This is a genomic window from Streptomyces sp. NPDC026659 (assembly GCF_040638245.1).
Lineage (GTDB): Bacteria > Actinomycetota > Actinomycetes > Streptomycetales > Streptomycetaceae > Streptomyces.
Window position 1 is genome coordinate 307109 of the sequence record NZ_JBEZXY010000009.1, and the last position, 13601, is coordinate 320709.

11 protein-coding genes are annotated in these 13601 nt (G+C 71.5%); all 11 read left to right on the forward strand.

Features of this window, described 5'->3' with window-relative positions; genetic code table 11:
* Positions 1 to 11 precede the first annotated feature (11 nt).
* The 11 genes from AB0E91_RS23840 (at position 12) to AB0E91_RS23890 (ending at position 13598) form a co-directional block, all read left to right on the forward strand.
* Positions 12 to 2258, forward strand: a complete 2247-nt coding sequence (locus tag AB0E91_RS23840) for a hypothetical protein (RefSeq protein WP_361785380.1) — start codon at positions 12 to 14, stop codon at positions 2256 to 2258.
* Complete coding sequence (locus AB0E91_RS23845; RefSeq protein WP_361785383.1) at positions 2255 to 4081, forward strand: hypothetical protein; 1827 nt, start codon at positions 2255 to 2257, stop codon at positions 4079 to 4081. The genes AB0E91_RS23840 and AB0E91_RS23845 overlap by 4 nt, the downstream gene beginning before the upstream one ends.
* Before the next feature lie 10 nt (positions 4082 to 4091).
* Complete coding sequence (locus AB0E91_RS23850) at positions 4092 to 5351, forward strand: hypothetical protein (protein WP_361785386.1); 1260 nt, start codon at positions 4092 to 4094, stop codon at positions 5349 to 5351.
* Positions 5348 to 5926 carry a hypothetical protein gene (locus AB0E91_RS23855; protein ID WP_361785389.1) on the forward strand — a complete coding sequence of 193 codons (579 nt, stop codon included), beginning with the start codon at positions 5348 to 5350 and terminating at the stop codon, positions 5924 to 5926. Before AB0E91_RS23850 ends, AB0E91_RS23855 begins: the two co-directional genes overlap by 4 nt.
* Positions 5923 to 8271 carry a CHAT domain-containing protein gene (locus AB0E91_RS23860; protein WP_361785392.1) on the forward strand — a complete coding sequence of 783 codons (2349 nt, stop codon included), beginning with the start codon at positions 5923 to 5925 and terminating at the stop codon, positions 8269 to 8271. Before AB0E91_RS23855 ends, AB0E91_RS23860 begins: the two co-directional genes overlap by 4 nt.
* 75 nt (positions 8272 to 8346) lie before the next feature.
* Positions 8347 to 8535: a hypothetical protein gene (locus AB0E91_RS23865; protein WP_361785395.1), complete on the forward strand. Its 189-nt coding sequence runs from the start codon at positions 8347 to 8349 to the stop codon at positions 8533 to 8535.
* Positions 8532 to 9188: a hypothetical protein gene (locus AB0E91_RS23870; RefSeq protein WP_361785398.1), complete on the forward strand. Its 657-nt coding sequence runs from the start codon at positions 8532 to 8534 to the stop codon at positions 9186 to 9188. The genes AB0E91_RS23865 and AB0E91_RS23870 overlap by 4 nt, the downstream gene beginning before the upstream one ends.
* Positions 9189 to 9355: 167 nt before the next feature.
* The gene (ltnD, locus tag AB0E91_RS23875; protein WP_361785401.1) at positions 9356 to 10282 is read left to right on the forward strand and encodes an L-threonate dehydrogenase; all 927 of its coding nucleotides are present in this window, start codon (positions 9356 to 9358) and stop codon (positions 10280 to 10282) included.
* 2 nt (positions 10283 to 10284) lie between these two features.
* On the forward strand, positions 10285 to 11562 hold the full coding sequence (gene otnK, locus AB0E91_RS23880) for a 3-oxo-tetronate kinase (protein WP_361785404.1): 1278 nt from the start codon (positions 10285 to 10287) through the stop codon (positions 11560 to 11562).
* An 8-nt stretch (positions 11563 to 11570) separates the two neighbouring features.
* The gene (locus AB0E91_RS23885) at positions 11571 to 12233 is read left to right on the forward strand and encodes an aldolase (protein ID WP_361785407.1); all 663 of its coding nucleotides are present in this window, start codon (positions 11571 to 11573) and stop codon (positions 12231 to 12233) included.
* 60 nt (positions 12234 to 12293) lie between these two features.
* Entirely contained in the window at positions 12294 to 13598 is a 1305-nt protein-coding gene (locus AB0E91_RS23890) for an MFS transporter (RefSeq protein WP_361785410.1), read from the forward strand.
* The last annotated feature ends 3 nt before the right edge of the window (positions 13599 to 13601 follow it).

Here is a 13601-nt window from a genome sequence, read left to right on the forward strand (position 1 = left end):
AGGGCACGGGGTTGGCAGCAGAGTTCCCAGAGGCGTGGCCGGAGGAGTTCCGAGGGCGCGGTCCGGGGTCGTCCGAGGGCGCCGAGGAGAGTTTCCGGCTCGTCCCCGAAACGGGCGCGGGTGCCCGCTTCACCCGGGGGAGTTTCCAGTTCGTCCGCTACCGCCTCCATCCCACGGGCAAGCGCGTCGTGGTGAAGTCCGCGCTCGACGAGACGTCGAGCGGAGCACTCGAGCGCGAGTACGAGAACAACAGGCTGGTCCGCCGCACGCTGCGGCACGACATGCCGCACCAACTCGCCCATGTGATCGCCCGGGACGCGCGCCGGGGAGCCCCTCGTCTGCTGCTGTCCTGGCACGGCGAGTGCCTCGACGGCTGGACGGACCCGGACCGGCTGCACGGCCCCGGTCTCACCGACGTCGTCCACGACCTCTTCACCGCCGTCGACGCGCTCCACACCTGCGGCCTGGTGCACGGCGCGATCGGCCCGGAGCACCTCTGGTGGTCCGAGGGGGACGGGCTTCAGCTGAGCGGCCTGGAGGGCGCGGTCCGCGCCGGGGAGCCCCTCGGACCGGGGCCCGGTCCCGACTGGACCCCGCCGGGCCGCAGAGCCGGGGGCAGAGCGCTGGCCGAGTACGACGTCCACGCCGCCGGACTGGTGGCGCTGTGGATGCTGACGGGCGAGACGGCACCGGACGCCGGACGGCGCGAGATCCGGGACCTGATCCTCAGCCACGAGACACCGGTCCAGGAACTCCTGCTGCCGGTCTTCCCGTCCGCCGGGCCGCTGCCGTCCGCCCAGGCGATCAGCGCCAGGATCGGCCCGGGAGTCACCCTCAGGTTCCGGCGCGCGATCTCCGTGCGGCACACCGCACGGCTCGAGGATGCGGTGGCGGACTTCACCGAACTGCGCCGTCGGCAGGAGAACTTCCGGGCACGGCACGCCCGCACGACGAGCCGTACACACCCCACCACCGCGCGTCGGGGAGACACCGCCGGCGGTGCCGGAGGGCGACGTGGCAGCCTGTGGTCGAGGTTCGTCGCGGCGTTCGACACGTCCGGCACGGCCCCGCGCACCGCGCCCCCGCCCCCCGCACCCCCGACAGCCGTGTCACGTTCCACGGTCGAGTGCCCGGTCTGCCTGACCGAACTCGACTGGGACAGCCTCCCCCGCACCCACAACAACGGCTCGGGAAGCCTCGTCCCGCTGAGGCCGGAGACGGTCCCCGCCGACGCGGAGGGCCGGCTGCGCCTGGAGCAGCACGCGTACCGGACCTGCCCCGGCAACGAGGCGGTGCAGAGCCACAACCTCCCGGAGCGGTACCCGGCGTTCGGGACGGAGCCCGTCCGGGTAGGGGTCATCGGCGCCACCAGCACCGGCAAGTCCCATCTGCTGGCCGCGATGATTCACCAGGTCACCAGTGACGTCGACTCCATGAACCGGGTCGGCCTCCAGGTGCAGCCGCTCGACCTGATGCAGTACTCGGCCTACATGTCGACGATCGTCCACCCCCTGGTCCAGGACCGGCAGCAGCTCGAACCCACCAGGGTCAGGGCCGACCTGCACTTCGCGATCGGCCTCGTCGTCACGGACGTGCGGACGCACCGCTCGCACACCGTGGTCTTCTTCGACATCGCGGGCGAGCGGCTCCAGGACACGGGCCCCGAGACCGACTTCCTCAGCGGGCTGAACGCGCTCCTGTGCGTCGTCGACCCCAACGCCGTACGAGGGCTCGCCGCGTTCGGGCGCCGTGAGAACGGGCAGTCCGGCGGTGAACCCGGTGACGCGGGCGACCCCGCGGTGCACACCGTGTTCCAGCGCCTGCGCGTGCACAAGAAGCGTCCCGCGGACCCGTTCCTCCGGCTGCCCTGCGCCCTGGTCGTCGGCAAGTCCGACCTGCTCAGGCACCGCGGCTTCGACGAGGTCGAGCAGTGGCTGTCCAGGCGGCGCGACCCCCGCGAGACCGGTGATCTCACCCGCGTCGAGGAGGAGAGCCGGGACGTGTACGCGATGCTGGCGGCACGCGGCGGGGAACAGTGGCTGACGCCGGTGAAGGAGTGCGAGGACGCGACGCTGCACCTCGCCTCCGCGACCGGAACCGCGGCGCTCCCCGTGCCGGACGCGGACGGCGTGCTGCGCTTTCCCCCCGAGTCGTTCGGACAGCAGCGGGTGCTCATGCCCCTGCTCTCGCTGCTGGCGATGAAGGGGGTCGTCACCACTGACGCCGGTCGGTTCGGCCGGACGGAGGAGGGTTCGTGACCCTTGCTCTCCCGCCGTCCGTGCGGGCGCGCCCCCGCGCGGACCTGAGCGTCTACCGCTGGTCCGAGCACTCCCTCACCGGGCGCAACGGAGTCGGCCCCGTGGCGACGTCGCTGAACCGCGACGACCTGCACCTGTGGGACGGCCGGGTCGCCCCGTTCGTGTGGGCGGTCACCGGGTCGGCCAACGCGGGCACGAGCGAACCGGACTCCGGCTTCCTCTATCTGCGGTTCGGCGCCGAGGCGGCGATGATCCGCAAGCGGCCGGTACGCGACGCGCGCGGCCGCGCCGGATCGACCCTCACCCACGTCCTCACCGCCCCCGCCGACTGGCTGGACCTCGGCCTGGCCCTCGCGCTGTGCCGCAGCGAATGGGACGAGTGGCTGCCCGCGGGCGCGTTGCAGGACGGCGGGCGGAGCGAGCTGCCCACCGTCCCGCTGGACAAGCTCAGGCAGCATCTGACGGGCGCTGTCGCGGAGTTGGCCAGCGCCGCCGACACCGTTCCCGCCTGCCTGCTCGCCCCGGTCGCGCAGGCGGTCATGGCGACCCCGAAGTCACCCGTGACCGTCATCGGGTCACCCGTCCCCCCCGTGGAGGTCGTGCGCGTGCTGCACGACGTGCTCGCCCCGCTCGTCGCGGGGGAGTGGACGTTCGCCACCCGGGAGGAGTCCGACCGGGGCACCGGACTGCCGCGCTTCGTCTTCCTGGAGGAACCGGAACAGGGCTCCCTCTACGGGCAGAGCGACCGCGTCACCGTCGTGATGAACGCGGAGCCGGACGACCCCGAGGCCCTTGCCCGCGCCGAGCAGCTCATCGAGTACCACCGGCGTCGCGGCCCGGACGCGGTGCGCAGGCTGCTGCCGGACGGGCCGCTGGCCACGGCCGAGGACGTACGCGAGTGGCAGCGCCACCACTACATCGCGCCCGGCGTCATCGCCGACGTGACGAGCCTGCTGCACGACGCCGTGGCCCGGGACATCGATCCGCAGGCCGCGGAATTCCTGGCCCGCCCGGCGAGTCGTCCGACCATCGAACTGCATCTGCGCCGTGCGCCGTTGCCCGAGCTGGAGACGCTCGTGGAGGCGTGGGCGCCGCATCGCGGGGACCTGGACGCGTACGGTCCCGTACGGACGGCCCTGCACACCGAGGCGCTCCGGCGCGCGCTCCGGGTGAGCGACGGCTGGAGTCCCGAGGCGCGCAGCGAACTCCTGGCCCGGCTGAAGCGGGCGCGGCCGGACGCCGGCCTGGTCGTCGAGGCCGTCCGGGGAGCGCTGGGCGCGGTCGGCGGCCGGGGCGAGAGTCTCGATGTGCTGCACGTCCTGATGGTGGCGCGCGCGGTGGGCATCTCGGGGCGGGAGTTCGACGAGGTCCGCAACGACGCCGTCGAGCGGCTGGCCACACACCAGTTGATCACGGCCGTCGACCGCATCAGCGCCCTCGACCCGCTCCTCGGCCGTGAACTCCTCGTCCACTGCGCACGTCGCAGGGACCGGCGGGACGATCGGATACAGACCTGCCGGACGCTGCGTCAGCGGGGATACCTCGGCCGTGCGGTACGGCTCATGGCCGTCGGCGGATTCCGGGACGCCGTCGATCTCTACTGCCTCCTCATCACGTGCGCGGTGGGCAGCGGGCCGGGGCGGACCGGCGTGGTCACGGTTCTCGCGGATGCCGGACAACGCCCCGACGCGGCACTGCTCATGGCGTTGTCGCGCCTGGCACGCGGTCGCATGGCCCGGTACGAGGTGCTGACCGCCATCGAAAACGCCTACTTCCGGGACCAGTTGAGCAGCAGAAAGTACGGGGGAGAGCACCAGGAATGAGAGGCACCACGTGACCCCAGAGGAGACGGCCCCCACGGCCGCCGTGCAGCGTGCTTCGGACCGGCTCGACGAGCTCGCCGCGCGCAGCCCCAGCGCACAGGGATCGCAGCTCCTGCACCGGATAGCCGCGGAGGCCAGGACCGGGGGCTCCTCCCTGGCCGGGATCGATCTCGTGCGCGCCTATCCGCCCGAGCTTCTGATGCCGGATCAGCCCGCGGGCCGGGGCGCGGTGGAAGCCGTACTCGGCGGCGTCCGGGACGCGGCGGTGTTCGTGCCCATCGCGATCACCTGGTTCTCGTTGTGGAAGGCGTTCGAGGACTTCGAGGACAGCCCGAAGGGCACCAACTTCCTCCGGCTGTGGATCTCGGGTCTGGGCGGCACGGCCGTCCTCGCGGTCATCGCCCTGATCGTCGTGGTCGTCGTCCTCACCGCCGTGCTGCAGCGGCTGGAATGGACGGCCGAGCGGCAGGGGTCGAGGGAGCGCGAACGCCAGGAGGTCGCGGGACAACTCATGCTGATCAACCTCGAGTTGTCGATGTCGACCGCGGCACAGGCCGCCACCCTGCCGGCGGCCAAGCTGGTGCGCGCGGCCAGGGACATCTCGGCGGCCTCCGTGACCCTCGCCGCGACGATGAAGGCAAGCACCGAGCGTCTGGCGAAGATCTTCGAGCCCGGCCCGGAGAGCGCCTTCACGACCGCGCTCGACCGGTGGACCGCCTCCGCCGGAGAGCTGCGGGAGATGGGGCGTTCGCTCACCGTCCCCCACGACCTCATCCGCCGGTTCACCGCTCTGCGCGCCGAGCTGGCCGCCGAGGAGCAGGCCGTGCGCGCCGCGCTGAAGGAGCTCCTCACGGAGCTGGGCGAGGCCAGCCAGTCCTCGCGGGACGCCGACGTCGCCCACACTCGCGTGGCCGCCTCGGTGGTCGAGGGCACCCGTCAAGTGGCCCTGGGAATGGACCGGTTCGTCGATCACAGCGAGCGGCTCTACGAGTACATGGACGTTCTGGCGCGCGTGCTCGCCGTGCTCGACGGCGGCCGTATGCCGACCCCGTCCGTGGCCTCGGGCATGACCAACGCGACGACCAACGGCGCGGGCGACGGACCGATGGGCCGCCACGTGCCGCGACAGGACACGGGGCACGGACACGACGGCGGAACGCCGCCCCGCACACCCCCGGCCGGGCCCGGGAGCGCCAACGGCCGCAAGGACACGGGCGACGACGGGGACGCGGGCGTGGCCGACGGCTGGTATCCGGAGCAGGACGGATGACCCGTGACCGAGCGGGACGGGGGAAGGGCATCGCGCCGAGGTACCTGGCGGGCTGGCTCTTCGCCGATCTCTTCCTGGCCCTGTTCGTCATCGCCCTGGCGCTCGGACTCGCGTCGTCCGGTGGCCCGAAGCCGAGTGAGGCCGTGGCACCGGCCCCGGGGACCGGAGAGTCCGAGCCGCCCAAGAACGCCGGGCCGGGTGGCATCGATCCGCACTACCGCACCATAGAGGTCGCCCTGGGGCGCGGTGCGACCGGCCGTGCGCCGGGGCCCTCTGCACTGAGGAAGGACGACGTCCGCAAGGTGGTCGCCGCCGTGGACAAGGAGATGAACAAGTCCGGCCGGGGACGGCGGATCGGCATGGTGATCACGTTCGGCAGCGCACCCAAGGCAAGCCTCGAGAACGGTGAGGCGCTCGCCCACGACGTCAACGAAGCGCTGAAGAACGGGCGACGGGGCGCGTTCTGCGGGAAGAACGTGGGCCTGCGCAGCTTCTGGTCCGGCGGTGCGGACGACCACGCCACGATCGAGATCTACTACATCAATCGCTGTGATGCCCCGAAGGCCGGCCCATGACCTGGCGCGACACCCTCTACGCCGAGCTGAGGCGGGTGATCACCCCCATCGAGGCCACGATCCTGCTCCGTGCAGAGCTGACCGAGGACGCCCGCTGGCTTCCCGACCCCGAACTCCCGGCCGACGTCTTCTGGCACGAAATGAGGCGCCAGGTCGGACAGCAGCCCTCGGACCACGCCGAACGCACACTCGTCGGCTGTGCCGCGCGGGAGTATCCGGGCAACAGCGTCTTCCGCGAGGCGCTCAGCCGGATCAGGGGCCCGGGCGGGACAAGGGACACGGGGCAGCCGTCCGGCTCCGTCGTCGCGCTGGTCCTGGTGAGCGCGAGCCATCACACCGAGTTCCTGAACATCGTCCGTGACGTCCACGACCCCGGCGCCGACTTCATCTACGTCCGCAAGGCGGAGGGGGCGTGGGACGGCGAGGCCGCCGTCGAGATCGCGCGCGTGCTCGCGGACCGGGAGGTCGAATCGCTGCGCGGGATGCTCGTCGCGGCCGGCGCCTCCGAACGGGTGGTGGTCCGCCAGGAGACGTACCGGCATCGCCCCTACCTGATCGGTGAGTTCACCGTCCAGGGACCGGACGGGCAGCCGTTCCAGGTCGAGGGAGTGCCCTCCAGTCTGCGGCTGCGAGACCTGGTCAGGCCGGTGCTCGACTCGTACGGCACCGCCTCGCCGTGGGGCTCGCCGTCCCGCCCGGCGGCCGCGCTCTCCTTCTGGAGCGGAGACCGCAGGCTCATCATGAGCGACCGTCTCCACGACGCCGGCGTGGGCGAGGACGACGAACTGCACCTCAGGGCCGTCGACCGGTACTACGTGGACGAGCCCGCACGCGAGCGGCCGACGGCCGTCGGGATACCCGAGCAGGCCGTCGCGGGCTGGGAGCTGCGTGCCTCGGTCGTGGGGACGGCGAGGCTCGAACAGACCGTGGTGATCACGGTGTACCTGTGGCATCCCAGGACCGCCGCCGGATTCGGCGGCCGCGGAGCCCCGGGAGGGGACGCCACGGCGGGACATCCGTTCGACGTGTCGACGGGCAGCCTGCGCATCAGGCTCTCGGCCGTCCTGCCCAACGGAGTGAGCGCGCCGGACGGCGCGGACCGGGAGATCGTCGTACGGCCCGGCCAGGAGCCCTCGCCGGTCGGACTGCCGGTCCGCCTGCACGGACTCCACACCTACTCCGTGGTCCTCAACGCCTGGGCGGGAGGCACCTACTTGGGCAGACTGTGCCTGCCGGTGCGGGGCACGCTGGAGGCGACGCAGACGCGGACCGTCGGCGACGCGATCCGTGTCGACACGCTCGCGCCGGAGCGCGGCCATGTGACCCTTCAGGTCTTCCCGATCGGACGCGGGCGCCTTCAGTTCCAGCTGCTGTGCGATGCCAACGGAGCGCCGGTCGAGGTCGAACTCGACGACTACGTGCGGTACTTCGAGAAACTGCGGACACGGTTGCAGAAGATCGCTTCCATGAGGTCCCCGAGCGAACTGGTCCTGGCCCGCAAGGAGATCCAGGACTACGGGATCGACATGTGGCGCAAGCTCGTCCCGCAGGCCGTCAAGGAGCAGTTCCTGGAGATCAGGGACTCCGTGGACAGCTTCAGTCTCGCGGCGACCAAGGACGCCCAACGAATACCGTGGGAACTCCTCTACCCGATCACCGGCAGCCCCGCCGACGACCGGGGTTTCCTCGTCGACTCGATCGCCTTCTCCAGGAATCCGTTCCAGCCGCATCCGAAGAACCGTCAGATCTCCTTGCGCAGGCCCGCGTTCGTCCTGGGAAGCGAAGGCCCGCAGGAGGAACTGGCTCACGCCCGTGCGGAATTGGAGCACCTGCGGCGCAAACTGGGCGGTGAGCCCCGGCTGTTCGGGCGGATCGGACAGGTCGTCGAATGGGTGGAGGGCGGCGAGGGCGGGCTGCTGCACCTCGCGTGCCACAACGGCGTGGACGAGGCCGGTCTGTCCGCGCTCCCGATGCGGGACGGGATGTTCCGGCCCGTACACCTGGGCAGGTCGGAAGAGGCGCGCACGCTGGCCGACCGGGCCGCGCTGGTGTTCCTCAACGCCTGTGGAAGCGCCTGCCTCGGCGACGGGCTCGTCGAGCTGGCCGGCTGGGCCAACAGCTTCATGGCCGCGGGGGCCCGCAACTTCATCGGTACGCAATGGCCGGTCGCCGGCGACACCGCCCGCCGCTTCGCCGAAGTCTTCTACGAGGCACTGGTGGGCGCACGCCAGCCGGTCGGCCACGCACTCCACACCGCGAGAACCACCCTGCGGGAGGGCACGGACGACGCGTCCAGACTCGCCTACGCCCTCTACGGCGAACCATGGGGCTGCGCGGCCGAATGACCGCCGTGCCCCCCCGGACCCGACCCCGGACCGAACCCCGGACAGCAGATCCGACTCAACAAGGAGGAACACAGGATGGGTACAGAGGAACAGCCGGAAGTCCACGACATCCGCTTCGGCGACGACGGCCGCATCGAGGAGTACGACGGCGCGGACTGGCAGCCCTACGGACGGGAGCCGGACGAGGGGGAGGAGCCGCTCTTCCGCGACGGCGAAGGCTCGTCCGGCGGAACCGACGAGCAGCGGGACGGGACCGGCCGGTGAGTGACGCCTCCGCGTCCCCCGCCGAATCCGGGCAGCCGGTGCTGAGTTCGGCGCAGACGGCGGTGGCCGACATGAGGGCCACCGCCCGTTGGACCATCGGGGCCACGGCTGCCGTGGGCGGCGTGCTCCTCGCCGGGGTCCCGCTGGCCGCGATCGGGAAAGTGCACGGTGCCCGTGACATCGCCCTCGCGGCCGGCGGTCTGCTGCTCGCCCTGGCCGGAGTGGCCTGGGCGATCTGGCAGACCGGCGAGGCGCTGTCCCCGAGGTTCGTCACGCTCGCCACTCTGGACGAGCCCGGCCTCGACGACCTGCGCGCCAGGATCGCCGCGTCGCCGCGCGCCTTCCTCGGTCCCTTCGGCACCAGCGCCGCGGAACTCGCGGCCGCCTGCACGCGGCACAGCACCGTCGCCGCGCGCCTGGAGGATCTGCTGGCGAGGGAGGAGGACCCACGCCGCCGCGCGGAGGTGACGCATCGGCTGGCACAGGCCCGCGCCAACTTCGCGGAAGCGGCGGCACGGCGCCGGAACCTCCTGGAGCTGATCCACGCCTGGGAGGTGCGGAACGTGCTGCGCCGGGCGCGGCTGCACACCCTGATCGCCGCGGTCGTCGTGGTGGCCGGGGCGGTTCTGTTCATCACGGCCACCCGGAAGTGAGGCTGCGCGGCGGACGTTCGCGCAGGTGCCCTCCCTGACATCCCGGCCCTCGTAATGTGACCGGCATCACAGTGCATCAACTCTCGTCGTCAGGTCATCATATGACCTGACCGTTGGCGAAGGGGTCCGGCAGGGAAGGGCGCCCGGGCGGCCACAGCGAGACAAGGATGTTGCGCGTGAACGACCAGGAAAGGTCCGCCCCGCCCCGTGTGGGTGTGGTGGGACTCGGGGCCATGGGGCTCGGGATGGCACGGAGCGTGCGGAACGCGGGGTACGACGTCGGGGTCCATGACCTGCGCCCCGAAGTGGCCGCCGACTTCGCCCATGAGGGCGGCACCGCCTTCCCGACGGCCGGTGAACTCGCCGCGACCGTCGATGTCCTGGTCGGCGTGGTCGTCAACTCGGCCCAGATCGAGCAGGTGTTGTTCGGCGAGGGTGGGGCCGCCGGGCGGCTGCGGCAGGGTGCCGTGTTCGTGATGTGCTCCACCGTCGACCCCGCCTGGTCGGCCGAACTGGAAGGCCGACTGGCCGAGTCGGGCGTGCTCTACCTGGACGCCCCCGTCTCCGGCGGCGCCGTCCGCGCGGCGGCCGGAGAGCTGACCATGATGACGTCCGGCTCTCCGGAGGCGTACGCCGTCGCCGGTCCGGTGCTGGACGCGATGAGCGCGACCGTGCACCGGCTGGGCGCGAGCGCCGGGCTCGGTTCCAAGGTCAAGGTCGTCAACCAGCTGCTCGCGGGCGTCCACATCGCGGCCGCCGCCGAGGCGATGGCGCTGGGCATCAGGGCCGGCGTACCGGCCGAGACGCTGTATGAGGTCATCACCCACAGTGCGGGCAACTCGTGGATGTTCGAGAACCGTATGGCGCACGTGCTGGCCGGTGACTACACGCCCCTGTCCGCCGTCGACATCTTCGTCAAGGACCTCGGGATCGTGCTCGACTCCGCCCGCCCCGAGCGCTTCCCGCTGCCGCTCGCAGCCACCGCCCACCAGATGTTCCTCCAGGCCGCGGCCTCGGGCCTGGGCGGCGAGGACGACAGCGCGGTCATCAAGATCTTCCCCGGGATCGACCTGCCGAAGGCGGAGGACGACTGAACATGGGCATCCGACTCGGCGCCATCGCCGACGACTTCACCGGCGCCACCGACCTGGCGAACAACCTGGTGCGCGCGGGCATGCGCGTGGTCCAGCTCATCGGCGTCCCCGAGGACGGCGCATACGACATCGCGCCGGACGCGGACGCCGTCGTGATCGCGCTCAAGTCCCGTACCGTTCCCGTCGCGGAGGCGGTCGACGCCTCGCTGCGCGCGCTGGCGTGGCTGCGGGGCGCGGGCGCCGAGCAGATCTACTTCAAGTACTGCTCGACCTTCGACTCCACCCCCGCCGGGAACATCGGGCCGGTCACCGAGGCCCTGATGGACGCGCTGGGCACCGACTTCACGGTGGCCACCCCGGCGTTCCCGGACAACGGGCGCACGGTCTTCAAGGGCCATCTCTTCGTGGGCGACGTGCTGTTGAGCGAGAGCGGCATGCGGAACCACCCGCTGACGCCGATGACCGACTCCAATCTGGTCAACGTGCTCGGCGCCCAGACCACACGTCCCGTCGGACTCATCGACCACACGGTCCTCGCGGCCGGTGCGGACGCGGTGCGGGCCCGCATCGCCGAACTCCGTTCCGCAGGCGTCGCGTTCGCCGTCGTGGACGCCGTCTCCAACGACGACCTGGTCCGCCTCGGCGAGGCCGTGAGCGAACTGCCGCTGGTGACCGCCGGTTCGGGCCTGGCCATCGGACTCCCCGCGAACTGGGGTGTCCAACCCTCCACGGCCGCCACACAGTTGCCGCCCACCGGTGGATACCGGGCCATCGTCTCCGGCTCGGTCTCCGTGGCCACGAACGGCCAGGTCCGGGCGTTCCTGGACAGCGGACGCCCCGCGTTCAGCGTGGATCCGCTGCGTATCGCGGCCGGTGAGGACGTGGCCGGTGAGGCGCTCGCCTTCGCCGACGCCCATCTGGCCGACGGTCCCGTGCTGATCTACTCCACCGAAGCGCCCGACGCCGTACGCGGAGTGCAGAGCAGACTCGGCGCCGCCGAGGCCGGCGAGCTGGTGGAGCGCACCCTGGCCGAGGTGGCACGCGGGTTCGTGGCACGCGGAGTGCGGCAGCTCGTCGTCGCCGGGGGCGAGACCTCGGGCGCCGTCGTCCAGGCGCTCGGTGTGACCGGGCTCCGGATCGGCCCGCAGATCGACCCCGGTGTGCCGTGGTGCGCGGCTGTGCTGCCCGACGGGGAGACGCTCCATCTCACCCTGAAGTCGGGGAACTTCGGGGGACCGGACTTCTTCTCCGCCGCGTTCGCCCTGCTGGACAAGTCATGACGGAAACCATGACCGACCCGGTTGAAGCGGCCCGGCGCGAGATCGTACGAGTGGGCACGAGCCTGTTCGCACGCGGCTACGTGCACGCCAGCGCGGGCAACATCAGCGCCCAGGTCGGCGACTCGCACCTGATCACGCCGACCGACGCGGCCCTGGGCTTCCTCGATCCCGAGCGGCTGGCCCTCGTCGACGCGCGGGGCGAACAGCTCGCGGGCGACCGCGCCAGCAAGACCCTCACCCTGCACCGCCGCATCTACGCCGCCGACCCCACCGCGCGCTTCGTCGTCCACACCCACTCCACGCACCTGGTCGGGCTGACTCTGGCCGGGGTGTGGAGCCAGGACGACGTGCTCCCGCCGATCACGCCGTACTACGTGATGAAGGTCGGGCATGTTCCGCTCGTCCCCTACCACCGGCCCGGCGACCCGCGCGTGGCCGACCTCGTGACCGCCCGCATCGCCGAACGCGCCGCGAGCGGTACGCCGATCAGGGCCGTGCTGCTCGACCGGCTCGGCCCGGTCGTCTGGGGGCCCGACGCGGCCTCCGCCCTCGCCGTCCTCGAAGAACTCGAGGAGACGGCACACCTGTGGCTGCTCACCGATCGCCGGCCCGCACCACTGCCCGAACCCGCCCTCGCCGAACTGCGCTCCGTGTTCGGCGCGCGCTGGTGAACCCGTTCCGACACCCGCTCCACGTCCCAGAATCCCCCTGAGCCGCTCAAAGGATTCGCCATGTCCCTCCCCACGGTCGCCACCGAAGCCGACCTCACCCGCGAGAACGCCGTCTTCCGCAAGGTGGTCCGGCGCATCGTCCCCTTCCTCGTCCTCTGCTACATCGTCTCCTACCTCGACCGCGTCAACGTCGGCTTCGCCAAGCTCCAGATGTCCGACGACCTGGGGTTCAGCGAGGCGTCGTACGGCCTGGGCGCCGGGCTGTTCTTCATCGGGTACTTCCTCTTCGAGGTCCCCTCGAACCTGCTGCTCCAGCGCGTCGGCGCCCGCACCTGGATCGCCCGGATCATGATCAGCTGGGGCGTGGTCTCGGCGGCGTTCGTGTTCGTCACCAACGAGGCGACGTTCTATCTGCTCCGCTTCCTGCTCGGCGCGGCCGAGGCCGGGTTCTACCCCGGCGTCATCCTGTACTGCACCTACTGGTTCCCGTCCCACCGCAGGGCCCGCGTCATAGCGATGTTCATGTCGGCGATCCCCGTGGCGGGCATCTTCGGCAACCCGCTCTCCGGCTGGATCCTGGACGCCTTCCACGGCACGGGCGGCTGGCAGGGATGGCAGTGGATGTTCGCGCTGGAGGCGCTCCCGGCGCTCGTCGTCGGTGTGATCACGCTGTTCTACCTCGACAACGGGGTGCGGGACGCGAAGTGGCTCAGCGACGAGGAGAAGGCCGTCGTGGAGCGGGCGCTCGCCGAGGACGCCGCGCACCGGACCGTCCACGGCAAGGTCTGGGACGGCTTCCGCGACCCGAAGGTGTGGCTGATGAGCCTCATCTACTTCTGCTTCGTGATGGGCCAGTACGCGCTGACGTTCTGGATGCCGACCTTCGTGGAGTCCACCGGCATCAAGGGCAACCTGGCCATCGGCGTGCTCAGTTCGGTGCCGTTCCTGGCCGCCCTGGTCGCCATGAACCTCTTCGGGCGTTCGGCCGACCGGCGCCGGGAGCGCCGCTGGCATCTGGTGATCCCGAGCCTCATGGGCGCCGTCGGCTTCACCCTGGCCGCCTCCTGGTCGGGTTCGACCGCACTGTCCCTGATCGCCCTGTCCTTCGCGGCGGCCGGCGTGCTGACCTGCGCCCCGCTGTTCTGGTCGCTGCCCACCGCCTTCCTCGGCGGTACGGCGGCCGCGGCCGGGCTCGCGCTGATCAACTCGGTCGGAAACCTTGCCGGTTTCGTCAGCCCGTACATGATCGGCGCGCTCAAGGACAGCACCGGCTCGGCGGCGATACCGATGTACGTGCTGGCGCTGAGCCTGGTCGTGGGGGCCGCCGCCGTACTGACCACCAAGAAGGACGTCGTCAACCGCTGACCG

Coding starts and splice junctions, on each gene's coding strand:
- AB0E91_RS23855 (WP_361785389.1), top strand. CDS start 5,348: ATGACCCGTGACCGAGCGGGACGGGGGAAGGGCATCGCGCCGAGGTAC.
- AB0E91_RS23860 (WP_361785392.1), top strand. CDS start 5,923: ATGACCTGGCGCGACACCCTCTACGCCGAGCTGAGGCGGGTGATCACC.
- AB0E91_RS23865 (WP_361785395.1), top strand. CDS start 8,347: ATGGGTACAGAGGAACAGCCGGAAGTCCACGACATCCGCTTCGGCGAC.
- ltnD (WP_361785401.1), top strand. CDS start 9,356: ATGTTGCGCGTGAACGACCAGGAAAGGTCCGCCCCGCCCCGTGTGGGT.
- otnK (WP_361785404.1), top strand. CDS start 10,285: ATGGGCATCCGACTCGGCGCCATCGCCGACGACTTCACCGGCGCCACC.
- AB0E91_RS23885 (WP_361785407.1), top strand. CDS start 11,571: ATGACCGACCCGGTTGAAGCGGCCCGGCGCGAGATCGTACGAGTGGGC.
- AB0E91_RS23890 (WP_361785410.1), top strand. CDS start 12,294: ATGTCCCTCCCCACGGTCGCCACCGAAGCCGACCTCACCCGCGAGAAC.